This window comes from Pseudomonas alkylphenolica (assembly GCF_016009175.1).
GTDB lineage: Bacteria > Pseudomonadota > Gammaproteobacteria > Pseudomonadales > Pseudomonadaceae > Aquipseudomonas > Aquipseudomonas alkylphenolica_B.
In genome coordinates, this window is sequence record NZ_JADUCM010000012.1 from 77,290 (window position 1) to 100,827 (window position 23,538).

General features: G+C 58.7%; 22 protein-coding genes. 19 read left to right on the forward strand and 3 right to left on the reverse strand.

Going from position 1 to position 23,538, the window contains the following annotated elements; all coding sequences use genetic code 11:
• Window positions 1-41: 41 nt before the first annotated feature.
• From I5S59_RS12930 to I5S59_RS12940, 3 genes are all read left to right on the forward strand, one after another.
• A complete protein-coding gene (locus I5S59_RS12930) occupies window positions 42-512 on the forward strand; it encodes a translation initiation factor 2 (protein WP_197877016.1) in 471 nt (156 codons plus the stop codon).
• A 127-nt stretch (window positions 513-639) separates the two neighbouring features.
• The gene (locus I5S59_RS12935; RefSeq protein ID WP_197877017.1) at window positions 640-894 is read left to right on the forward strand and encodes a YkgJ family cysteine cluster protein; all 255 of its coding nucleotides are present in this window, start codon (window positions 640-642) and stop codon (window positions 892-894) included.
• Window positions 895-926: 32 nt separating this feature from the next.
• Window positions 927-1,529, forward strand: coding sequence for an START domain-containing protein (locus I5S59_RS12940; protein WP_197876968.1), 603 nt, complete (start codon window positions 927-929; stop codon window positions 1,527-1,529).
• Window positions 1,530-1,628: 99 nt separating this feature from the next.
• Here the strand turns inward: I5S59_RS12940 and gltA are convergent, their stop codons facing one another.
• Window positions 1,629-2,918, reverse strand: coding sequence for a citrate synthase (gene gltA / locus I5S59_RS12945; RefSeq protein WP_128324477.1), 1,290 nt, complete (start codon window positions 2,916-2,918; stop codon window positions 1,629-1,631).
• A 350-nt stretch (window positions 2,919-3,268) separates the two neighbouring features.
• Between gltA and sdhC the strand changes: the two genes are divergently transcribed.
• From sdhC to I5S59_RS13000, 11 genes are all read left to right on the forward strand, one after another.
• Window positions 3,269-3,655, forward strand: coding sequence for a succinate dehydrogenase, cytochrome b556 subunit (sdhC, locus tag I5S59_RS12950; RefSeq protein ID WP_197876969.1), 387 nt, complete (start codon window positions 3,269-3,271; stop codon window positions 3,653-3,655).
• Window positions 3,649-4,017, forward strand: coding sequence for a succinate dehydrogenase, hydrophobic membrane anchor protein (gene sdhD, locus I5S59_RS12955; RefSeq protein WP_128324478.1), 369 nt, complete (start codon window positions 3,649-3,651; stop codon window positions 4,015-4,017). Before sdhC ends, sdhD begins: the two co-directional genes overlap by 7 nt.
• Before the next feature lie 3 nt (window positions 4,018-4,020).
• The gene (gene sdhA / locus I5S59_RS12960) at window positions 4,021-5,793 is read left to right on the forward strand and encodes a succinate dehydrogenase flavoprotein subunit (RefSeq protein ID WP_197876970.1); all 1,773 of its coding nucleotides are present in this window, start codon (window positions 4,021-4,023) and stop codon (window positions 5,791-5,793) included.
• 12 nt (window positions 5,794-5,805) lie between these two features.
• A complete protein-coding gene (locus I5S59_RS12965; RefSeq protein WP_045188779.1) occupies window positions 5,806-6,510 on the forward strand; it encodes a succinate dehydrogenase iron-sulfur subunit in 705 nt (234 codons plus the stop codon).
• Between the two features lie 243 nt (window positions 6,511-6,753).
• On the forward strand, window positions 6,754-9,585 hold the full coding sequence (locus I5S59_RS12970) for a 2-oxoglutarate dehydrogenase E1 component (protein ID WP_128324479.1): 2,832 nt from the start codon (window positions 6,754-6,756) through the stop codon (window positions 9,583-9,585).
• A gap of 42 nt (window positions 9,586-9,627) precedes the next feature.
• Complete coding sequence (gene odhB, locus I5S59_RS12975; protein ID WP_197876971.1) at window positions 9,628-10,848, forward strand: 2-oxoglutarate dehydrogenase complex dihydrolipoyllysine-residue succinyltransferase; 1,221 nt, start codon at window positions 9,628-9,630, stop codon at window positions 10,846-10,848.
• A 94-nt stretch (window positions 10,849-10,942) separates the two neighbouring features.
• The gene (gene lpdA, locus I5S59_RS12980; protein ID WP_128324481.1) at window positions 10,943-12,379 is read left to right on the forward strand and encodes a dihydrolipoyl dehydrogenase; all 1,437 of its coding nucleotides are present in this window, start codon (window positions 10,943-10,945) and stop codon (window positions 12,377-12,379) included.
• 175 nt (window positions 12,380-12,554) lie between these two features.
• Complete coding sequence (sucC, locus tag I5S59_RS12985) at window positions 12,555-13,721, forward strand: ADP-forming succinate--CoA ligase subunit beta (RefSeq protein ID WP_038613110.1); 1,167 nt, start codon at window positions 12,555-12,557, stop codon at window positions 13,719-13,721.
• The gene (gene sucD / locus I5S59_RS12990; RefSeq protein WP_038613108.1) at window positions 13,721-14,605 is read left to right on the forward strand and encodes a succinate--CoA ligase subunit alpha; all 885 of its coding nucleotides are present in this window, start codon (window positions 13,721-13,723) and stop codon (window positions 14,603-14,605) included. Before sucC ends, sucD begins: the two co-directional genes overlap by 1 nt.
• A 295-nt stretch (window positions 14,606-14,900) precedes the next feature.
• Entirely contained in the window at window positions 14,901-16,214 is a 1,314-nt protein-coding gene (gene brnQ, locus I5S59_RS12995; protein WP_197876972.1) for a branched-chain amino acid transport system II carrier protein, read from the forward strand.
• Between the two features lie 189 nt (window positions 16,215-16,403).
• On the forward strand, window positions 16,404-17,147 hold the full coding sequence (locus tag I5S59_RS13000) for a DUF599 domain-containing protein (protein ID WP_197876973.1): 744 nt from the start codon (window positions 16,404-16,406) through the stop codon (window positions 17,145-17,147).
• Between the two features lie 73 nt (window positions 17,148-17,220).
• On the opposite strand, the gene I5S59_RS13005 is transcribed toward I5S59_RS13000, so the two are convergent.
• Complete coding sequence (locus I5S59_RS13005) at window positions 17,221-17,505, reverse strand: hypothetical protein (protein WP_128324484.1); 285 nt, start codon at window positions 17,503-17,505, stop codon at window positions 17,221-17,223.
• 156 nt (window positions 17,506-17,661) lie between these two features.
• On the opposite strand from I5S59_RS13005, the gene I5S59_RS13010 reads away from it, so the two are divergent.
• From I5S59_RS13010 to I5S59_RS13025, 4 genes are all read left to right on the forward strand, one after another.
• Complete coding sequence (locus tag I5S59_RS13010) at window positions 17,662-18,138, forward strand: PaaI family thioesterase (protein WP_197876974.1); 477 nt, start codon at window positions 17,662-17,664, stop codon at window positions 18,136-18,138.
• Window positions 18,135-18,596 carry a PaaI family thioesterase gene (locus I5S59_RS13015; protein ID WP_197876975.1) on the forward strand — a complete coding sequence of 154 codons (462 nt, stop codon included), beginning with the start codon at window positions 18,135-18,137 and terminating at the stop codon, window positions 18,594-18,596. The genes I5S59_RS13010 and I5S59_RS13015 overlap by 4 nt, the downstream gene beginning before the upstream one ends.
• A gap of 103 nt (window positions 18,597-18,699) precedes the next feature.
• Entirely contained in the window at window positions 18,700-20,604 is a 1,905-nt protein-coding gene (gene htpG, locus I5S59_RS13020) for a molecular chaperone HtpG (protein ID WP_197876976.1), read from the forward strand.
• A gap of 58 nt (window positions 20,605-20,662) precedes the next feature.
• Window positions 20,663-21,388, forward strand: a complete 726-nt coding sequence (locus tag I5S59_RS13025; RefSeq protein ID WP_197876977.1) for a dienelactone hydrolase family protein — start codon at window positions 20,663-20,665, stop codon at window positions 21,386-21,388.
• A gap of 139 nt (window positions 21,389-21,527) precedes the next feature.
• On the opposite strand, the gene I5S59_RS13030 is transcribed toward I5S59_RS13025, so the two are convergent.
• Entirely contained in the window at window positions 21,528-22,394 is an 867-nt protein-coding gene (locus I5S59_RS13030) for a pirin family protein (RefSeq protein ID WP_197876978.1), read from the reverse strand.
• 115 nt (window positions 22,395-22,509) lie between these two features.
• Between I5S59_RS13030 and I5S59_RS13035 the strand changes: the two genes are divergently transcribed.
• Window positions 22,510-23,517, forward strand: coding sequence for an amidohydrolase family protein (locus I5S59_RS13035; RefSeq protein WP_197876979.1), 1,008 nt, complete (start codon window positions 22,510-22,512; stop codon window positions 23,515-23,517).
• The last annotated feature ends 21 nt before the right edge of the window (window positions 23,518-23,538 follow it).

The following is a 23,538-nucleotide window of genomic DNA, read 5'->3' on the forward strand; positions in this document are numbered from 1 at the left end:
AGTGGGGAGTCTATGGATTTTGCGGGTGATTTTTGGTGTCTATAAAAGCCGTGTCTCGGGTTGGCGTGTTCCTGTGTTTGCTGGGTTTTCTGGCTGGCAGCGGGAATGTGATGGCCCAGACGTCACCTGCTACACCGGGCAAGCCCGCCAGCGCCGCACCAAAGGCCAAGCCGGCGACCCAGCAAAAGCAGGTAAAAAAAGCGCCGGTAAATAAAAAGCCGGCGGCCAAAGCGAAAAAAAATGCCAAAGGAGCTCCTGCGGCACTACCTGCAGCCAAGCTGGACCTGCGCCTGCCCGTCGAGATGGTCAAGGACCTGAAGCCGGCAACGCAAGACCCTGTGGTTACGCCCAAGCCGCTGTTGCCTTACCTGTTCGGCGAAAAGCCGCCTTCGGATAGCCCGTTTCAGCTCAATGGTCGCTTGCTGAGCAACGAAATGCAGCTGCAGTTGCGCAACGATGCGCGACAGACGGACATCGAGGGCGCGGCAATCGAATTCGAGTTCAAGCAATAAGGCCGGACTGACTCATTGGTCACGGCGATTGGCGGTATTTTTCATCTTTCCGGCAATTTCAAACGACCGTTTAACCGGTTACTATCCGGGTTCATTCATCATTTGCTGCACCGAGGGTTCTGTTGTCATGAATTGCCGTGAAGGATGTGGCGCTTGCTGCATCGCGCCTTCCATTAGTTCGCCGATTCCTGGCATGCCCAATGGCAAACCGGCGGGCGAGCGTTGTTTGCACCTGTCGGCAGTCAATTTGTGTGGCCTGTTTGGCAAGCCCGAGCGGCCTGCTGTGTGCGGTGGCTTCAAGGCCGATGTGGACGTGTGTGGCAGCAGCAGTGACGAGGCAATCAGAATTCTGGGCTGGCTGGAGCAAATGACGGCGACTTGAAAGCACTATCTTCAATAATAAGGAACAAGCGCATGGGATCGTTTAAGCAAGTGGCACTGGTGGTGGGGTTGAGCGCCCTGGCTTGCATGGCGCACGCCGAAGAGTGGGAAGTGGCCAAGGACGAGCAGGGCGTCAAGGTATCGCTGGCGAGCATCGCAGGTTCCGATTACAAGGCGTATCGCGGCGTGACCTTTATCAAGGCGCCGTTGGCCAAGGTGCGGGCGCTGCAGGAAGATGTTGCCGGTGCGTGTGCCTGGATTCACGAGTGCAAGTCGCAAAAGCTGCTCAAGGCCGAAGGTGACCAGAGCTGGACCTACACCCAGTTCAGCACGCCGTGGCCGGTGACGCCGCGTGACTCGATCCTGCACATCACCACTTCTCAGGATGCCGATGGCAGCGTAACCCGCAAACTCGAGGGTGTTCCGAAGTACCTGCCTGAAGAAAAGGGCTTTGTGCGTGTGGCTCAGGTAGAAGGTTTCTGGAAGCTGCAGCCCAAGGACGGTGGCACCGAAGTCACTTACCAGGTCCATACCGAGCCAGGTGGCAGCGTGCCGTCGATGGTTGCGAACAAGTTCGTAGTGGATGCGCCGTTCAATACGTTGAAGGCGTTGAAGGCGAAAGCCGAGCGACCATAAGTACAGTTGTGAAGGGGTAGGGCAAGTTTAAAACTGTTCTATCCTCGACCCATAAAAAAGGCTGCCCGAGGGCAGCCTTTTTCGTGTTCGGCGCAAGGCTTACTTACGGTCTTCCAGCTTGACGATGTCGCGTGCTTCGTAGCCGGTGTACAGCTGGCGAGGACGGCCAATCTTGTACGGGCTGGAGAGCATTTCTTTCCAGTGCGAAATCCAGCCGACGGTCCGCGCCAGGGCGAAGATCACGGTGAACATGCTGGTTGGAATGCCGATCGCCTTGAGGATGATCCCCGAGTAGAAGTCGACGTTCGGGTACAGCGAGCGCTCGATGAAGTAAGGATCGGTCAGGGCGATCTCTTCCAGGCGCATGGCCAGTTCCAGCTGCGGGTCGTTCTTGATGCCCAGCTCGCGCAGGACTTCGTCGCAGGTCTGCTTCATCACGGTGGCGCGAGGGTCACGGTTCTTGTAAACACGGTGACCGAAGCCCATCAGCTTGAACGGATCGTTCTTGTCCTTGGCCTTGGCGATGAATTTGTCGATGTTCGAGACATCGCCGATTTCATCGAGCATGGTCAGAACGGCTTCGTTGGCGCCGCCGTGAGCCGGGCCCCACAGTGCGGCGATACCGGCAGCGATACAGGCGAACGGGTTGGCACCCGAGGAGCCTGCCAGGCGCACGGTAGAGGTCGACGCATTCTGTTCGTGGTCGGCGTGGAGGATGAAAATCCGGTCCATTGCCTTGGCCAGCGTCGGGCTGATCGGTTTGATCTCGCACGGCGTGTTGAACATCATGTGCAGGAAGTTTTCTGCGTACGACAGGTCGTTGCGCGGGTACATCATGGGTTGACCCATGGAGTACTTGTAGACCATCGCGGCCAGGGTCGGCATTTTAGCGACCAGGCGAACGGCAGAAATTTCGCGGTGTTGCGGGTTATTGATGTCCAACGAGTCGTGATAGAACGCCGACAGGGCGCCAACCACGCCGCACATGACGGCCATCGGGTGGGCGTCGCGGCGGAAGCCGTTGAAGAAGGACTTCAACTGCTCGTGCACCATGGTGTGATTCTTCACGGTGCTGACGAACTGGGCCTTCTGCTCGGCATTCGGCAGTTCGCCGTTGAGCAGCAGGTAGCAGGTCTCGAGGTAATCGGATTTTTCAGCGAGCTGTTCGATCGGATAACCGCGGTGCAGCAGGATACCCTTGTCGCCGTCGATATAAGTGATCTTCGACTCGCAGGATGCGGTCGCCATGAAACCAGGGTCGAAAGTGAAGTGACCCGTGGCCCCCAACCCTCTAACGTCGATAACATCGGGACCAACGGTGCCGGTTAAAATGGGCAGCTCGACGGGGGCTGCGCCCTCGATGACCAACTGCGCTTTTTTGTCAGCCATGTGGCCTCCTATTAATGCTTGAAATCATCAGACAGACCCCCCACGCAGGGCCCGCACCACTATAGTGAGATAAATTCGAATGTCAATTTGCCTAAAGCACGGTTGTAAAGGGCTTTGGGCACCGTTTTTCCTCGAAATTGCCGCCCATTTACGCCTTTTATGCGCTAAAGGCAATGCGCTATTTGGGCTAGGGGCTTGCGTTGTCATTAGTGACCTAACTGTCTATAATCGGCACCCGACCGCCAGGGGCTTGCAAGCCCGTGTTGCTGGGGTCGTCACTCCCTGGGTGGTGGGTACCTGACCAGTACACTTACCAACAACTTTGCCCTGCTTGCTAGGGGCTCTTCAGTGTGAAAAAAGCCGTGAAAAGCCAACGACCTGTAAACCTAGACCTAAGGACCATCAAACTCCCCATTACCGGCGTTACGTCATTTCTTCACCGTGTATCCGGCATCATCCTCTTCCTGGGCCTTGGCTTCATGCTTTATGCATTGGGCAAATCCCTGGGTTCGGAGGAAGGTTTCGCCGAGGTGAAGGCATGCTTGACCAGTCCGCTGGCCAAGTTCGTGGCATGGGGCCTCCTGTCCGCCTTGCTGTATCACTTGGTAGCCGGTGTGCGCCACTTGATCATGGACATGGGCATCGGTGAGACGCTGGAAGGCGGAAGACTGGGCTCGAAAATCATCATCGCCGCTTCCGTGGTGCTGATCGTGCTGGCAGGAGTTTGGATATGGTAACTAACGTCACGAACCTCTCGCGTTCGGGCCTCTATGACTGGATGGCGCAGCGCGTATCTGCGGTCGTTCTCGCGGCTTATTTCATTTTCCTGATCGGATACCTCGCCGCGCACCCGGGCATTGATTATGCCCAGTGGCACGGTCTGTTCTCCAACAACGCGATGCGTATCTTCAGTCTGCTGGCACTGGTTGCCCTGGGCGCTCACGCCTGGGTCGGCATGTGGACCATCGCAACTGACTACCTGACGCCAATGGCGCTGGGCAAGTCGGCGACTGCTGTACGTTTCCTGTTCCAGGCGGTATGCGGTGTCGCGATGTTCGCGTACTTCGTCTGGGGTGTGCAGATTCTCTGGGGTATCTGATTCATGGCTAACATTCCTACGATTTCATTCGACGCCATCATTATTGGTGGTGGCGGTGCTGGCATGCGCGCTGCGCTGCAGCTGGCCCAGGGCGGTCACAAGACTGCCGTGATCACCAAGGTCTTCCCGACCCGTTCGCACACTGTATCGGCCCAGGGTGGCATCACCTGCGCCATCGCTTCGGCCGACCCGAACGATGACTGGCGCTGGCACATGTACGATACCGTCAAGGGTTCCGACTACATCGGTGACCAGGACGCTATCGAATACATGTGTCAGGAAGGTCCTGCTGCGGTCTTCGAACTGGACCACATGGGCCTGCCGTTCTCGCGTACCGAAACCGGCCGTATCTACCAGCGTCCGTTCGGTGGTCAGTCCAAGGACTTCGGTAAGGGTGGCCAGGCTGCCCGTACCTGTGCTGCTTCCGACCGTACCGGTCACGCGCTGCTGCACACCCTGTACCAGGGCAACCTGAAAGCAGGCACCACGTTCCTGAACGAGTACTACGCAGTCGATCTGGTGAAGAACCAGGAAGGCGCGTTCGTCGGTGTGATCGCGATCTGCATCGAAACCGGCGAAACCCTGTACATCAAAGCCAAGGCCACTGTATTGGCCACTGGCGGTGCAGGCCGTATCTACTCGTCCACCACCAACGCCCTGATCAACACCGGTGACGGTATCGGCATGGCGCTGCGTGCCGGTGTTCCGGTTCAGGACATCGAAATGTGGCAGTTCCACCCGACCGGCATCGCCGGCGCCGGTGTACTGGTTACCGAAGGCTGCCGTGGTGAAGGTGGTTACCTCATCAACAAGCACGGCGAGCGTTTCATGGAGCGCTATGCGCCTAACGCCAAAGACCTCGCCGGTCGTGACGTTGTGGCCCGTTCCATGGTTAAAGAGATCATCGCCGGTAACGGCTGTGGCCCTAACGGCGACCACGTGATGCTCAAGCTTGACCACCTGGGTGAAGAAGTACTGCACAGCCGCCTGCCAGGCATCTGTGAACTGTCCAAGACCTTCGCTCACGTTGACCCGGTTGTTGCTCCGGTTCCTGTCGTTCCGACCTGCCACTACATGATGGGCGGCGTTGCCACCAACATTCATGGTCAGGCGATGACTCAGGACGCCGATGGCGTTGACCAGATCATCCCGGGTCTGTTCGCAGTAGGCGAAGTAGCCTGCGTATCGGTTCACGGTGCCAACCGTCTGGGCGGCAACTCGCTGCTCGACCTGGTCGTGTTCGGTCGCGCTGCTGGCCTGCACCTGGAAAAAGCGCTGAGCGACGGTATCGAATACCTCGACGCCAGCGACACCGACATCGACGTTGCCCTGAGCCGCCTGAACAAGCTCAACGAGCGCAACACCGGTGAAGACGTTGCTACCCTGCGTCGCGAGCTGCAAAGCTGCATGCAGAACTACTTCGGTGTGTTCCGTACCGGCGAATACATGCAGAAGGGCATCGAGCAACTGGCCCAGCTGCGTGAGCGTATTGCCAACGTCAAGATCAACGACAAGTCCCAGGCCTTCAACACCGCGCGTATCGAAGCGCTGGAGCTGCAGAACCTGCTGGAAGTCGCTGAAGCGACCGCAATCGCTGCAGAAGTACGTAAAGAGTCCCGCGGTGCGCACGCCCGTGAAGACTTTGAAGATCGTGACGACGAAAACTGGCTGTGCCACACCCTGTACTTCCCGGGCGAAAAGCGCGTTGCCAAGCGTGCCGTCAACTTCGCGCCGAAAACCGTACCGGCGTTCGAGCCAAAAGTCCGGACTTACTAAGGGGTGGTCGCTATGTTGCAAGTCGAAGTCTATCGTTACAACCCCGATACCGACTCTGCGCCGAAAATGCAGACGTTCCAGGTCGATACCGGTGGCAAAGACCTGATGGTGCTGGATGTATTGGCACTGATCAAAGAACAGGATGAAGGTTTCTCGTATCGTCGTTCCTGCCGTGAAGGTGTATGCGGTTCCGACGGCATGAACATCAACGGCAAAAACGGCCTGGCTTGCATCACGCCGCTGTCGGCAGTGGTCAAGCGTAACAAGTTGATCATCCGTCCTTTGCCTGGGCTGCCGGTCATTCGTGACCTGGTCGTCGATATGAGCATCTTCTACAAGCAGTACGAGAAGGTGAAGCCATTCCTGCAGAACGACACGCCGGCTCCGGCCATCGAACGTCTGCAGTCGCCGGAAGAACGTGAAAAGCTGGACGGTCTGTACGAGTGCATCCTGTGCGCTTGCTGCTCGACTTCCTGCCCGTCGTTCTGGTGGAACCCGGACAAGTTCCTCGGTCCAGCTGCACTGTTGCAGGCCTATCGTTTCCTGGCCGACAGCCGTGACACCAAGACCCAGGAGCGTCTGGCTTCGCTGGATGACCCGTTCAGTGTATTCCGCTGCCGCGGAATCATGAACTGCGTAAACGTTTGCCCTAAAGGTCTGAACCCGACCAAGGCAATCGGTCACGTACGTAACATGCTGCTGCAAAGCGGTACCTGATTTTAAAGTGTTGTACCCGTAGCACGCCGAAGTGCGGGCCCTTGCCCGCACCGAGGTGAAACCAAGCGAGGGCTTACAAGGCCCGAGCTTTACCTATGAAGATATGAGACCAGCAGGGGCTTCCGGGCTGGTACCCGGAAAATCTGTGGGATCCTTGGTGGCTTGGTTCGGTCGCTGCATTAGGACTTTTCCAGGCTTGCTGTGGCTCTCGCCGATCCGTCCCCTAACCGAGGGTGACCAAGCATGCAAGAAAGCGTGATGCAGCGCATGTGGGAAAGCGCCCACCTTTCAGGTGGTAACGCTGCATATGTGGAAGAGCTCTACGAACTCTACCTGCACGACCCTAACGCTGTGCCAGAAGAGTGGCGCACTTACTTCCAGAAGTTGCCCGCCGAAGGCAGCACCGCTACCGATGTATCGCACTCGACGATCCGCGACCATTTCGTATTGCTGGCAAAGAACCAGCGCCGCGCCCAACCGGTATCTGCCGGGAGCGTGAGCAGTGAACACGAGAAGAAGCAGGTTGAAGTACTGCGACTGATCCAGGCCTACCGTATGCGCGGCCACCAAGCCGCTAAGCTCGACCCTCTGGGGTTGTGGCAGCGCCCTGCGCCAGTAGACCTGTCGATCAATCATTACGGCTTGACCAATGCCGATCTAGATACGACCTTCCGTGCCGGCGACCTGTTCATCGGCAAAGAGGAAGCGAGCCTACGCGAAATCTTCGACGCTTTGCAGCAGACATATTGCCGCACCATTGGCGCCGAGTTTACCCACATCGTCGACTCCGAGCAGCGCAGCTGGTTCCAGCAGCGTCTGGAGAGCGTTCGTGGTCGCCCGGCTTTCTCCGCGGATGTCCAGAGCCACCTGCTCGAGCGTGTGACCGCAGCAGAAGGTCTGGAAAAGTACCTGGGCACCAAGTACCCTGGCACCAAGCGTTTTGGCCTGGAAGGCGGCGAAAGCCTGATTCCTATGCTGGACGAGCTGATTCAGCGTTCCGGTTCTTACGGTACCAAGGAAGTCGTTATCGGTATGGCCCACCGTGGCCGTCTGAACGTACTGGTCAACACCTTTGGCAAGAACCCGCGCGATCTGTTCGACGAGTTCGAAGGCAAGAAGAAGGTCGAGCTGGGTTCCGGTGACGTTAAATACCACCAGGGCTTCTCGTCCAACGTGATGACCGCTGGCGGCGAAGTCCACCTGGCCATGGCGTTCAACCCTTCCCACCTGGAAATCGTCTCGCCAGTGGTAGAAGGTTCGGTGCGCGCCCGTCAGGATCGTCGCAACGACACCGTCGGTGACAAGGTTCTGCCAATCTCCATCCACGGTGACGCGGCATTCGCCGGTCAGGGCGTGGTCATGGAAACCTTCCAGATGTCGCAAACCCGCGGTTTCAAAACCGGCGGTACCGTGCACATCGTGATCAACAACCAGGTTGGTTTCACCATTAGCAACCCGCTGGACTCGCGTTCCACCGAGTACGCTACAGACGTCGCCAAGATGATTCAGGCGCCGATCCTGCACGTCAACGGTGATGACCCGGAGGCAGTGCTGTTCGTGACCCAGCTGGCCGTCGACTACCGCATGCAGTTCAAGCGTGACGTGGTGATCGACATGGTCTGCTACCGTCGTCGCGGCCACAACGAGGCCGACGAGCCGAACGGCACCCAGCCGCTGATGTACCAGCAGATCGCCAAGCAGCGCACCACCCGTGAGCTGTACGCCGAAGCGCTGACCAAGTCGGGCAGCCTCGATGCCGAGCGCGTCCAGGCCAAAGTCGACGAGTACCGCAACGCGCTGGACAACGGTCTGCACGTAGTAAAAAGCCTGGTCAAAGAGCCGAACAAAGAGCTGTTCGTTGACTGGCGTCCGTACCTGGGTCACACCTGGACCGCGCGTCACGACACGCGTTTCGACCTCAAGACCCTGCAGGAACTGTCGGCCAAGCTGCTGGAACTGCCAGAAGGTTTCGTGGTTCAGCGTCAGGTTTCGAAGATCTACGAAGATCGCCAGAAGATGCAGGCCGGTGGCTTGCCGATCAACTGGGGCTACGCCGAAACCATGGCCTACGCGACCCTGCTGTTCGAAGGTCATCCTATCCGCATGACGGGTCAGGATATCGGTCGCGGCACTTTCTCGCACCGCCACGCGGTACTGCACAACCAGAAAGATGCCAGCACCTACCTGCCACTGCAGAACCTGTTCGGCGGCCAGCCGAAGTTCGACCTGTACGACTCCTTCCTCTCGGAAGAAGCGGTACTGGCTTTCGAATACGGCTACTCCACCACCACGCCAAACGCGCTGGTGATCTGGGAAGCGCAGTTCGGCGACTTCGCCAACGGTGCCCAGGTGGTTGTCGACCAGTTCATCACCAGTGGTGAGCACAAGTGGGGCCGTCTGTGCGGTCTGACCATGCTGCTGCCGCACGGTTATGAAGGGCAGGGGCCTGAGCACTCCTCGGCACGTCTGGAGCGTTACCTGCAGCTGTGCGCCGAGCACAACGTCCAGGTTTGCGTACCGACCACGCCGGCTCAGATCTACCACCTGTTGCGTCGTCAGGTCATCCGTCCGCTGCGTAAGCCGCTGATCGTGCTGACGCCAAAGTCGCTGCTGCGCCACAAGCTGGCCATCTCGACGCTGGAAGAACTGGCCGAAGGCTCGTTCCAGACCGTGATCCCGGAAATCGATACCCTCGATCCGAAAAAGGTCACTCGCCTGGTCCTGTGCAGCGGCAAGGTCTACTACGATCTGCTGGAAAAACGCCGTGCCGAAGGCCGCGAAGACATCGCCGTCGTTCGTATCGAGCAACTGTATCCGTTCCCTGAGGACGATCTGGTCGAGATCCTCGCGCCGTACACCAATCTCAAGGATGTGGTGTGGTGCCAGGAAGAGCCGATGAACCAGGGTGCCTGGTACAGCAGCCAACACCACATGCGTCGTATCCTGACCCGCCACAATAAAGAGCTGGTTCTGGAATACGCTGGTCGTGATGCTTCGGCAGCACCCGCTTGTGGCTACGCTTCGATGCACGCCGAGCAGCAGGAAAAACTGCTGCAAGATGCCTTCACCGTTTAATGCCATCGCGCACTAGAAACCGAATTTAAGGAACCACTGATAATGGCTATCGAGATCAAAGCCCCTACTTTCCCGGAATCGGTTGCCGATGGCACCGTTGCCACCTGGCACAAGAAACCGGGCGAAGCCGTCAAGCGTGACGAGCTGATCGTCGACATCGAGACCGACAAAGTCGTTCTGGAAGTACTGGCGACTGCCGACGGCGTACTGGGCGCTATCGTCAAGGGCGAGGGCGAAACCGTCCTGTCCGACGAAGTCCTGGGTTCGATCGAAGAAGGTGGCGTTGCTGCCGCCGCACCTGCTGCTGCCGCTGCTGCACCGGCCGCTGCTGCCGCGCCTGCTGCTGCCTCGGACGAAGACGCCATTGGCGCTCCGGCTGCTCGCAAGCTGGCAGAAGAGAACGGCATCGCGCTGAACAGCATCAAGGGCACCGGTAAAGACGGCCGCATCACCAAGGAAGACGTTGTAGCTGCCATCGAAGCGAAGAAATCCGCTCCGGCCGCCGCTCCAGCTGCCAAGCCTGCCGCTGCTGCCGCTGCGCCGATCGTTGCTACCGGCGACCGCACCGAGAAGCGTGTACCGATGACTCGCGTACGTGCCACCGTTGCCAAGCGTCTGGTCGAAGCACAGTCGAACATGGCCATGCTGACCACCTTCAACGAAGTCGACATGACCGAAGTCATGGCCCTGCGTTCGAAGTACAAGGACCTGTTCGAGAAGACCCACAACGGCGTACGCCTGGGCTTCATGTCGTTCTTCGTCAAGGCTGCCACCGAAGCACTGAAGCGCTTCCCGGCTGTCAACGCTTCGATCGACGGTTCCGACATCGTCTACCACGGCTATGCGGACGTCGGCGTTGCCGTCTCCAGCGACCGTGGCCTGGTAGTACCGGTTCTGCGTAACGCCGAGCAAATGAGCCTGGCTGAAATCGAAAACGGCATCGCCACTTTCGGTAAAAAAGCGCGCGACGGTAAGCTGTCGATCGACGAAATGACCGGCGGTACCTTCACCATCACCAATGGTGGTACCTTCGGTTCGATGATGTCGACGCCGATCGTCAACCCGCCTCAGGCCGCAATCCTGGGCATGCACAACATCATCCAGCGTCCGATGGCCGTCAATGGTCAGGTCGTGATCCGCCCGATGATGTACCTGGCACTGTCCTACGATCACCGCCTGATCGACGGTAAAGAAGCCGTGACCTTCCTGGTGACCATCAAGAACCTGCTGGAAGACCCGGCTCGTCTGCTGCTGGACATCTAAAAAAACAGCTGCAAGTTGCAAGCGGCTCGCTTCGATCAGAAGCCGGTCGTCTTGCACCTTGCAGCTTGTGGCTTGACGCTAAAAGGAATCTTTTATGACCCAGAAATTCGACGTGGTAGTGATTGGCGCAGGCCCTGGCGGCTATGTAGCTGCTATTAAGGCTGCGCAACTCGGTCTGAGCACTGCCTGTATCGAGAAGTACACTGACGGCGAAGGCAAGCTGGCCCTCGGCGGCACTTGCCTGAACGTGGGTTGCATTCCTTCCAAGGCGCTGCTGGACAGCTCCTGGAAGTACAAGGAAGCAAAAGAAAGCTTCAACGTCCACGGCATCTCCACCGGCGAAGTCAAAATGGACGTCGCCGCGATGGTTGGCCGCAAGGCCGGCATCGTCAAGAACCTGACCGGCGGTGTTGCCACCCTGTTCAAGGCCAACGGCGTTACTTCGATCCAGGGCCACGGCAAGCTGCTGGCTGGCAAGAAAGTCGAAGTCACCAAAGCTGACGGCACCACCGAAATCATCGAAGCCGAAAACGTCATCCTGGCGTCCGGTTCGCGTCCGATCGACATTCCACCGGCTCCGGTCGACCAGAACGTCATCGTCGACTCCACCGGTGCCCTGGAATTCCAGGCCGTACCTAAGCGCCTGGGCGTTATCGGTGCTGGCGTGATCGGTCTGGAGCTGGGTTCGGTCTGGGCTCGCCTGGGCGCAGAAGTGACTGTCCTGGAAGCGCTGGACACCTTCCTGATGGCCGCTGACGCTGCCGTTTCCAAGGAAGCCCTGAAAACCCTGACCAAGCAAGGTCTGGACATCAAGCTGGGCGCTCGCGTGACCGGCTCCAAGGTCAATGGCGCTGAAGTCGAAGTGACCTACACCGATGCCAACGGCGAGCAGAAGATCACCTTCGACAAGCTGATCGTTGCGGTCGGCCGTCGTCCAGTGACCACTGACCTGCTGGCTGCCGACAGCGGCGTGACCATCGACGAGCGTGGTTTCATCTTCGTCGACGATCACTGCGCGACCAGCGTACCGGGCGTTTACGCCATCGGTGACGTGGTTCGTGGCATGATGCTGGCGCACAAGGCCTCGGAAGAGGGCATCATGGTTGTCGAGCGCATCAAGGGCCACAAAGCCCAGATGAACTACGACCTGATCCCATCGGTTATCTACACCCACCCGGAAATTGCATGGGTCGGTAAAACCGAACAGACCTTGAAGGCTGAAGGCGTTGAGGTTAACGTGGGCACCTTCCCGTTCGCGGCCAGCGGCCGTGCGATGGCGGCCAACGACACCGGTGGTTTCGTCAAGGTCATCGCCGATGCCAAAACCGACCGCGTTCTGGGTGTACACGTGATTGGCCCATCGGCTGCCGAACTGGTGCAGCAGGGTGCAATCGCAATGGAATTCGGCACCAGCGCTGAAGACCTGGGCATGATGGTTTTCTCCCATCCGACCCTGTCCGAAGCGCTGCATGAAGCCGCACTGGCTGTGAATGGCGGTGCCATTCACGTTGCCAACCGTAAGAAGCGTTAAACAATAAGAAACCACGGCGGGTGGCCCGTCGTGAGTCTTGCGTGCATGACTCACCGCGGAAAGTCCGCCGGACTCGTACTCCCGGAGCATACCGGGGGAAAGCAGTCACAGGTGGCGCGGCACTCCCAGCGAGCGCAGCGCCGAAGCGCAGTACCTAACGAAGACGGTAAAAAGCATGAATCTTCACGAGTATCAGGGTAAGCAGCTGTTCGCTGAATACGGCCTGCCAGTTTCCAAGGGTTTCGCAGTCGACACCCCTGAAGCTGCAGCAGAAGCCTGCGAAAAAATCGGTGGCACCGAGTGGGTTGTAAAAGCTCAGGTTCATGCCGGTGGTCGCGGTAAAGCGGGCGGTGTCAAGCTGGTTCGCAGCAAAGAAGACGCCAAGGCGTTCGCTGCGCAGTGGTTGGGCAAGCGTCTGGTAACTTACCAGACTGACGCCAACGGTCAGCCAGTGACCAAGATCCTGGTCGAGTCCTGCACTGACATCGCCAAAGAGCTGTACCTGGGCGCTGTAGTCGACCGTTCGAGCCGTCGTATCGTGTTCATGGCCTCCACCGAAGGTGGCGTGGACATCGAGAAAGTCGCTCACGACACTCCTGAGAAGATCATCAAGGCTACTATCGATCCTCTGGTTGGCGCTCAGCCATTCCAAGGTCGTGAACTGGCGTTCCAGCTGGGTCTGGAAGGCAAGCAAGTTGCACAGTTCGCCAAGATTTTCGTCGGCCTGGCCAAGCTGTTCAAAGAACACGACCTGGCCCTGCTGGAAGTAAACCCGCTGGTCATCAAGGCCGACGGCGACCTGCACTGCCTCGATGCCAAGATCAACATCGACGCTAACGCAATGTACCGTCAGCCTAAGCTGAAAACCTTCCACGACCCGTCGCAGGACGATCCTCGTGAAGCCCACGCTGCCAGCTTCGAGCTGAACTACGTGGCCCTGGAAGGCAACATCGGCTGCATGGTCAACGGTGCTGGCCTGGCCATGGGTACCATGGACATCGTCAACCTGCACGGCGGTAAGCCAGCCAACTTCCTCGACGTAGGTGGTGGTGCTACCAAAGAGCGCGTTACCGAAGCCTTCAAGATCATTCTGTCCGACAGCAATGTTGCGGCCGTTCTGGTCAACATCTTCGGCGGCATCGTTCGCTGCGACATGATTGCCGAAGGCATCATCGGCGCTGTGAAAGAAGTCGGCGTGAAAGTACCGGTTGTTGTTCGCCTGGAAGGTAACAACGCTGAACTGGGTGCTAAAGTTCTGGCAGAAAGCGGTTTGAACATCATTGCGGCAACCAGCCTGACCGACGCTGCTCAACAAGTTGTCAAAGCTGCGGAGGGCAAGTAATGAGCGTCCTGATCAATAAAGACACCAAAGTCATCTGCCAGGGCTTCACCGGCTCGCAAGGTACTTTCCACTCCGAACAAGCCATCGCCTACGGCACCAAGATGGTTGGCGGCGTGACTCCAGGCAAAGGCGGCACCACTCACCTGGGCCTGCCTGTGTTCAACACCGTTAAAGAAGCCGTTGCGGCTACCGGTGCTGACGCTTCGGTCATCTACGTTCCGGCTCCTTTCTGCAAAGACTCGATCCTGGAAGCAGCTTTCGGCGGCATCAAGCTGATCGTCTGCATCACCGAAGGCATTCCTACCCTGGACATGCTGGATGCCAAGGTCAAGTGCGACGAGCTGGGTGTTACCCTGATCGGCCCTAACTGCCCAGGCGTCATCACTCCGGGCGAGTGCAAGATCGGCATCATGCCAGGTCACATCCACTTGCCAGGCAAGGTCGGTATCGTTTCCCGTTCCGGCACCCTGACCTACGAAGCGGTCAAGCAGACCACTGACGCCGGTTTCGGTCAGTCCACCTGCGTCGGTATCGGTGGTGACCCGATCCCTGGCTCGAACTTCATCGACATCCTGAAGCTGTTCCAGGAAGACCCGAAGACCGAAGCGATCGTCATGATCGGTGAGATCGGCGGTTCCGCTGAAGAAGAAGCTGCTGCCTACATCAAGGCAAACGTGACCAAACCAGTCGTTTCCTACATCGCTGGTGTTACCGCTCCTGCGGGCAAGCGTATGGGTCACGCTGGCGCGATCATTTCTGGCGGCAAAGGCACTGCAGACGAGAAATTCGCTGCGCTGCAAGACGCCGGCGTGAAAACCGTGCGTTCGCTGGCAGACATCGGCAAGGCCCTGGCCGAGCTGACTGGCTGGGAAGTTAAGAAGTAATTAGCTGTCCAGTTAAAAGAGGCCACCTTCGGGTGGCCTTTTTTTTGCCTTGCAACTGCTTCACGCCAATAGGTGTCACCCAGGCGACAAACTTATTTGCCGATAGGACACCTCGTCAGTCAATTGTGCGTAGCAGGTGCAACTTGGTTACACTGTGAGCACTTTTATGTCGGTGCCCCAAAAGGGCATGGGCATGCTTTAAAGGGCTTGTCTCATCCGGACGAGCTACATTTTCCCTCACCCCAGGGGAAATCCCTCTCTAAATCCCGATTTCAGAAGTGTGGTATTTCCTTAAATGAAAGTCTTGAAAGGCCAGGATGTCCTGGCGCTTGGTTTTATGACGTTCGCGTTATTCGTCGGTGCGGGCAACATTATTTTCCCGCCGATCGTCGGCCTGCAGTCCGGTCCCCACGTGTGGATGGCTGCGCTGGGCTTTCTGATCACGGCCGTTGGCCTGCCGGTAATCACCGTCATCGCTCTGGCCAAGGTCGGTGGTGGCATGGATGCGCTCAGCAGCCCGATCGGCAAGATTGCCGGTGGCTTGCTTGCGGCTGTCTGCTACCTGTCGGTCGGGCCGCTGTTCGCCACCCCGCGTACGGCAACGGTGTCCTTCGAAGTGGGCGTGGCGCCGCTGACCGGCGAAAGCCCGACGGCGCTGTTCATCTACAGCCTGGTGTACTTCGTGATCGTGCTGGCGGTGTCCATGTACCCGGGCAAGCTGCTTGATACCGTAGGCCGCTTCCTGGCGCCGTTGAAGATCATTGCCCTGGCGGCCTTGGGCATTGCTGCCTTCATGCTGCCCGCCGGCACCATCGGTGAAGCACAACCGGCCTATCAGGCTTCGGCGTTCTCCCAGGGCTTCATCAACGGTTACCTGACCATGGATACCCTGGGCGCACTGGTGTTCGGTATCGTTATCGTCAATGCGATCCGTTCCCGTGGCGTCGAGTCGCCGCGGCTGATCACCCGTTACGCCATCATTGCCGGTCTGATCGCCGGTGTAGGCCTGGCGCTGGTGTACATCAGCCTGTTCCGCCTGGGGGCGGGCAGCCATGACATCGCAGCCGGTGCAACCAACGGTGCGGCCGTTCTGCACGCTTACGTGCAGCACACCTTCGGTTCGCTGGGCAGCGGCTTCCTCGCCGTACTGATCGCCCTGGCGTGCCTGGTGACCGCAGTGGGCCTGACCTGCGCCTGTGCAGAGTACTTCAGCCAGGTACTGCCGTTGTCGTACCGTGCACTGGTGGTGATCCTCTGCGGCTTCTCGCTGCTGATCTCCAACCTCGGCCTGACCAAGCTGATCATGTTCTCGATCCCGGTGCTGACGGCTATCTACCCGCCGTGCATCGTCGTGGTGGGCCTGAGCTTCTGCAAAGACCTGTGGAATTCGCAGGTGCGCATCCTCGCGCCGGTCATGCTGGTATCGCTGCTGTTCGGCATGGTTGATGCCATCAAGGGCACCACCCTGGGCCACATGCTGCCAGATTTCATGGCGCACCTGCCGCTGAGCGAGCAGGGCCTGGCCTGGCTGGTACCTTCGGTGGTAACCCTGGTCGCGGCGGTAATCTGTGACCGCATGCTGGGCAAGCCGCGCGAAGCGCTGGCTTAAGAATCAGCCCGCTGCCCGGCGTCGGCCACAAGCCATAGCGCGTCAGGCAGGGTAGATTCCAGGCCCCGTGTCCGAAAGGATGCGGGGCTTTTTCGTTTCTGTGGCCGCGACGTGTCTTTTTCTTCGGCAAAGCGTCGAAAGCCGGACTGCACAGGTTAGTGTGCGCGAAACTCCCTATCAGGATCTTGCATGAGCTTCATTCAAAGTAATCTGATCCACCTGCTGGCGGCGTGCTGGTTTGTCATCTGCTGGGGCGGCTACACCCGCTACGCGACCTGGAAGGGGCGGGACACGGCTTGCCTGGCCAGCGTGCTGCACCTGTACCGTGAAGACTGGATGCGCCGCATGCTGATGCGTGACAACCGTATTGCCGATGCCAGCGTGATCGGCAACCTTGAGCGCAACGCGTCGTTTTTCGCCTCCAGTACCCTGATTATCCTCGCTGGCATTCTCACGGTGCTAGGCGCATCTGACCGGGCAGTGTCGCTGTTGGCTGACCTGCCGCTGGTTCAGCAGGCCACCCAGGGCATGTCGGAAATCAAGCTCCTGTGCCTGGCCACCGTATTCGTGTATGCCTTTTTCACCTTCAGCTGGTGCATGCGTCAGTACAACTTTGCCGCCGTGCTGGTTGGTTCGGCACCGATGATCGGCGAGCGGCAAGTCAGCGAACAAGAGCGCAAGGCATTTGCCCAGCGTGCCGCGCGGGTTATTTCCATGGCGGCCAACCAGTTCAACTTCGGCTTGCGCTCTTATTATTTCGGCATGGCCATGTTGAGCTGGTTTATCAGCCCCTGGCTGTTCATGATCATGAGTACAGGTGTAGTGCTGGTGCTCTACCGTCGCGAGTTTAACTCCGATGTACTGGATGTCATGGTGTACACCCAGACCGAGACATCGGCCGTGGATTCCAACAAAGAATCGGTTATTAACTGAATCGTTAAAGCTTAACGCTGCAGGCATAAAAAAACCCGACAACTGTCGGGTTTTTTTATGCCAGTGTGCGTGCTTATTTAGCAGGCTCAGCTGGAGCGGTTTCTGGCGCCGGGGTGGCCGGTGCAGCTTCTTTAGCGGCTTCTTCAGCAGCTTTCTGTTGCGCTTCAGCACTGTCTTTGGCGGCTTCAGCGTTTTCTTTTGCAGCCTCGTTCACTTTATCCTGAGCTTCGTCCATTTTCTGTTGGGCGTTCTCGGTGTGTTGCGCGGCATCCTGAGCTTTGTCTTCGCTGGCTTTATCGCAAGCAGCGAGACCCAGGGCGGCGGCCAGCATTACGGCAAAAGCAAAAGGTTTACGCATGGGGTGTTTCTCCTTGTGGAAATAAGTTACTTGTTCCTTTGAGCTCAAGTAACGGACAGAAGTTCCGCCTACATTACAGATATATAACTGCCGGATCTATATAGACTTTTTTCTAGGCGTGTGCATTGCCTGAATCACCACAAGGGCGTTAGTGATATGAGTGAGACTCCATTACTGGCCAAGGCCGAGCGTTTTCTTTCTGCTTTGCCTCATTGCCAGCTATTACAGATGCAGGTGCATCATGCCGATGCCGAAGGTATGACGCTGGTATTGCCTTATTCGACGCAGATCATCGGTAATCCACACACGGGGGCCATCCATGGTGGCGCGCTCACCACCTTGATGGACACCACCTGCGGCATGGCCACGCTGTGCGCGCTGGCGGAGTTTGAAGTCTGCCCGACACTCGATCTGCGTATCGATTACATGCATTCGGCCAAGGCCGGGCTCGACATATATGGCTATGCCCAGTGTTACCGGGTCACCCGGGATGTGATCTTTACCCGTGGCATGGCCTATCAGGACGATCGCGAGCAGCCGATTGCCCAGGTGGTTGGCACCTTCATGCGCCTGGGCAAAGGGGTCAAGGGCGGCCTGAATTTTGGCAACAGCCTCAAGGAGCGTAACCAATGATTCCGCCCGAAGTTCACCGGCAACTGCGCGAGGCTCATGCCGAAGGCAACTATCAGCCACTCCTGCAGCTTATTCCCTACGCCGGGCTGATCGGTATCGAGTGCAGGCGTGATGGCGATGACTTGCTGTTCAGTCTCCCGGCCAACAAGCACAACATTGGCAATCCGTTGCTGCCGGCCATACATGGCGGGGTGATCGCCGGGTTCATGGAGCTGTCGGCAGCGCTGTACCTGATGATTTTCAGCGAAAGTGCAACGGTGCCGAAAATCATCGATTTTTCCATCGATTACCTGCGGGCCGGGCGCTTTTGCGACACCTACGCGCGCTGCCAGCTCTGGCGCCAGGGGCGGCGGGTGACCAACGTGGCGATTACCGCCTGGCAGGGCAGTGAACAAGAGCCGATTGCCACGGCCCGTGCGCATTTCAAGATCGAAGAACTGCCTGCACCCTTGAAATAACGTCTCAAGCCCCCATCTGCTAGTCATCCCGCCGTGAAAGCAGGCTGTGTCGTAGACCCGCCTGCCGAGCGAAAACTGCCATCAGATCGGAGTGTTGAAGACCATGAGTGTGGAAACTCAAAAAGAAACCCTGGGCTTCCAGACCGAGGTAAAGCAACTGCTGCACCTCATGATCCATTCCCTGTACTCGAACAAGGAAATCTTCCTTCGTGAACTGATTTCCAACGCATCCGACGCTGTCGACAAGCTGCGTTTCGAGGCCTTGGCCAAACCTGAATTGCTGGAAGGTGGCGCCGAGCTGAAAATTCGCGTCAGCTTCGATAAAGACGCCAACACTGTCACCCTCGAAGACAACGGCATCGGTATGAGCCGTGAGGACGTCATTACTCACCTGGGGACCATCGCCAAGTCCGGCACTGCCGACTTCATGAAGAACCTCACCGGTGACCAGAAGAAAGACTCGCACCTGATCGGTCAGTTCGGCGTGGGCTTCTACTCGGCCTTCATCGTCGCCGACAAGGTCGACGTGTTCAGCCGTCGTGCCGGCGCTCCGGCAGCCGAAGGCGTGCACTGGTCGTCCAAGGGCGAAGGCGATTTCGAAGTCGCCACCGTCGACAAGGCCGACCGTGGTACCCGCATCGTTCTGCACCTGAAAAAGGGTGAAGAAGAGTTTGCTGACGGCTGGCGCCTGCGCAACATCATCAAGAAGTACTCCGACCACATCGCCCTGCCGATCGAACTGCCAAAACAGGTCGAAGCCGTTGAAGGCGAAGAAAAGCCTGCTGAAGAATGGGAAACCGTCAACCGTGCCAGTGCGCTGTGGACCCGTCCGCGCACCGAAATCAAGGACGAGGAATACCAGGAGTTCTACAAGCACATCGGTCACGACTTCGAGAACCCGCTGGCCTGGAGTCACAACAAGGTCGAAGGCAAGCTCGAGTACAACTCGCTGCTGTATGTACCGGCACGTGCGCCATTCGACCTGTACCAGCGTGAAGCGCCACGCGGCCTGAAGCTGTATGTGCAGCGTGTGTTCGTCATGGACCAGGCTGAGTCGTTCCTGCCGCTGTACCTGCGCTTCATCAAGGGTGTGGTTGACTCCAACGACCTGTCGTTGAACGTCTCCCGCGAAATCCTGCAGAAAGACCCGATCATCGACTCGATGAAATCGGCGCTGACCAAGCGCGTACTGGACATGCTCGAGAAGCTGGCCAAAAACGAGCCTGAGCAGTACAAGGGCTTCTGGAAGAACTTCGGTCAGGTGATGAAAGAAGGCCCGGCCGAAGACTTCGCCAACAAAGAGAAGATTGCCGGCCTGCTGCGCTTTGCCTCCACCAGCGACGACAGCGGCGAGCAGAGCGTATCGCTGGCTGACTACCTGGCACGCGCCAAGGAAGGCCAGGACAAGATCTACTTCCTCACCGGCGAATCGTACGCGCAGGTCAAGAACAGCCCGCACCTGGAAGTCTTCCGCAAGAAAGGCATCGAAGTGCTGCTGCTGACCGACCGTATCGACGAGTGGCTGATGAGCTACCTGAGCGAGTTCGACGGCAAGAACTTCGTCGACGTCGCCCGTGGTGATCTGGATCTGGGCAAGTTGGACTCTGAAGAGGACAAAAAGGCCCAGGAAGAAGTCGCCAAGGAAAAAGAAGGCCTGGTCGAGCGCCTGAAGGCCGCACTGGGTGAAAGCGTCAGCGAAGTGCGGGTATCGCACCGTCTGACCGACTCGCCAGCGATCCTGGCCATTGGTGAGCAGGACCTGGGCTTGCAGATGCGCCAGATCCTCGAAGCCAGCGGGCAGAAGGTGCCGGACTCCAAGCCGATCTTCGAGTTCAACCCTGGTCACCCGCTGATCGAAAAACTGGACAACGAGCAGAGCGAAGACCGTTTCGCCGACTTCTCGCACATCCTCTTCGATCAGGCTGCACTGGCGGCAGGGGACAGCTTGAAAGACCCGGCGGCGTACGTTCGTCGCCTGAACAAGCTGCTGGTCGAATTGTCGGCTTAAGTAGAGTCAGGAAAGCCCGCTTCGGCGGGCTTTTTTCATGGTGCAAGGAGAGGACTGCATGAGCAAGGTTACCGTTGAGTCGCTGGTCTATCATGTTGCCGGCAAAGCCTATGAGAGTCGTTTGTTCTACACCCAGGGTGCCAAGGAGCAGCCTGGCTTGCTGATGGCGCCGAACTGGATGGGGGTCGGCGAAGGCGCCGAGCGCATTGCCAAGGACGTGGCTGCCCAGGGTTATGTGGTGTTGCTGGCCGATATCTATGGGCAGACCCTGCGACCGTCCAACATGGACGAAGCGGGGGCTGCGATGATGCCGCTGAAGGATGATCGGGTCGAACTGCGCAAACGCATGAAAGCGGCGCTGGACCAGTTGCTCGGTCAATCGAAAGCGGTGCTGGAGCCCGGCAAGCTGGGCACCTTTGGCTTCTGCTTCGGTGGCTGCTGCGCCCTGGAGCTGGCGCGTGAGGACGCTCGCCTGCAGGCGGCCGTGTCGTTCCACGGCACCCTTGATTCGCCGCTACCTGCCCAGGAAGGCAAGACCAAGGCGTCGATGCTGGTGCTGCATGGCGCGGCTGACCCGTTCGTGCCCAAGGAGCAGCTGCCGGCCTTCGAAGCCGAGATGGATACTGCCAAGGTCGATTGGCAGTTGATCAGCTATGGCGGCGCGGTGCATTCGTTCACCGATACCGCAGCCAATATTCCCGGCAAGATGAAGTACGACGCAAGGACCGCCAAGCGCGCGTTCCGGGCGATGTACAACTTGCTGGATGAAGTGTTCCAGCGCTAACGGTGGGAGCTGGCGTAGCCTGCGATCAAGCGCGCAGCGGTCGCAGATACTTGCAGTCGATATGGGCCTCGGGGCGGCTACGCAGCCCATCGCAGGCTGCGCCAGCTCCTACGGTTAACCCGCAGACACGCAGTTGCTCCTACGGCGTGGGCAACTCGATCCGTTCGCTTTCCCCCGGTACCGTCGGCCAGTCACCGGCTGCCCAGCGCGCCCGCGCCTGATCGATCAACGCCGGGTCGCTGGCAACGAAGTTCCAGTTCATCCGCCGTGGCCCGTCCAGTGGCGCGCCACCGAACAGCACCAGCTGGCTCTCGCTGTCGGCAGACAGGCTCATTTCCTCCCCCTCAGGCAGCACCACCAGGCTGTGGGGTTCGACGGCTTCGTCGTTAAGGCTGACTTCACCGTCCAGCACATACAGCGCGCGCTCGGCATGTTCGTTGGGGATGTTCAGCGTGGTAGCCACTTGCATCTGCACCAAGGCATAGAGCGTCGGTGACAGCACTGGCACTGGCGACTGCAGGCAAAAGCCGTTGCCGGCGATCAGGCGGATGCTCACGCCCAGGTTGTCGCTCGCCGGCAGGCTGGCGGCCGGGTGATGGCTGTAGTGACTGTCACCTTGCTCGGCGTCCTTGGGTGAAGCCAGCCAGACTTGCAGGCCGTGCAGTCGCGAACCGCTGGCCAACAGGTCGGCGGGGGTTCGTTCGACGTGCGCGACGCCGCGTCCGGCGGTCATCCAGCTGACGTCTCCCGGCTTTACCCGTTGATCGGAGCCCAGGCTGTCCTTGTGCAGCAGCTCACCTTCAAACAGGAAGGTGAGGGTGGACAGGCCGATGTGCGGGTGCTGGCGGATGTTCACGCCGTTGCCGGGGGCATAATCGGTTTCCAGCATGTGATCGAAGAACACGAATGGCCCGACACTGCGGCATAGTGCTGATGGCAACGGGCGCAGTATCGGTTGGCCCTCGACAGATTCTGCGCGGGGGCGGATGACCAGTGGATTGCTCACGGCGGGCTCCAGGCCTGGGAAGAATGCCTTGAGCATAACCTGTTACAGGTTTGCCCTGAACTGCCTCGGTGCCTGACCGGTCTACCCTGTCTGAATCGCCAGGAAGGAGTACGCCATGTTGGCCAGGCATCTGGGCTGGATCGTGTTGATGGGCCTGACCCTGCAAAGCGTGCAGGCGCGTGAGTACCATTACAGCGATGCACACCTGCACTATGTGGACTTCTTTCAGGAAAGCGAGGGTATGCAGGCGCTGCTCAAGGCGATGGATACGGCGCGTATTGACCAGTCGATGATTTCCGGCATCCCGGTCGCGAAGAAATGGCATGAGGACGAACCCAAACGCCCGCGCTACTACGCCGGCGATGACGCCGACGCCTATTGGTACAGCGCGACCGATGTGTATGTCGCTGCGGCCCTGGAAAAGCTCGAGCCTGCGCAACGCCGGCGCTTTCACCCGTTCCTGACGGGCTTCAATCCGGTCGACAAGAATGCCGTAAGCCATATCGAACGCATGCTCGAACTGTATCCCGGGCTCTGGCAGGGCATTGGCGAAGTGTTCACCCGGCATGACGACCTGACGGCCTTGACCACTGGCGACACGCCGCGGGCCAACAACGAAGCCATGACCCGCATCTATCACCTGGCCGCCGAGCAAGACCTGCCGGTGTTGATCCATTCCAACATCACCTCCAAGCGCGAACGCAATCCGTTGTACCTGGCCGAAATTGAAACACCGTTGCGCAACCATCCACATACGCGTTTCATCTGGGCCCATGCCGGAACCAGCATGGAAATCCATCGGCACCAGGTTCAGCTGGATTTTTTGCTGCCGACCCTGGCGCGCCTGCTTGAGGATTACCCCAACCTGTACATCGACCTGTCCTGGAGCGTCCTGCAGCCGTATCTGACGGATGAGCAGGGCAAACCCAGGGCGCAGTGGGTGGCGCTGGTCAAACGCTTCCCGACGCGCTTCATGCTCGGTTCTGATGTGGTTGGGCGTTTCGACAGCCTTGGCGAGCAGTTGCATGGATTCGATGTGTTTCTTGATGCTTTGCCGACGGAGGTTGCGCAGCAGGTCGCCCGCGACAACTTCCTTGCCGTTTTGCCCAAGGCTCATCAATGACAGGACTGTCATCAACCTGTC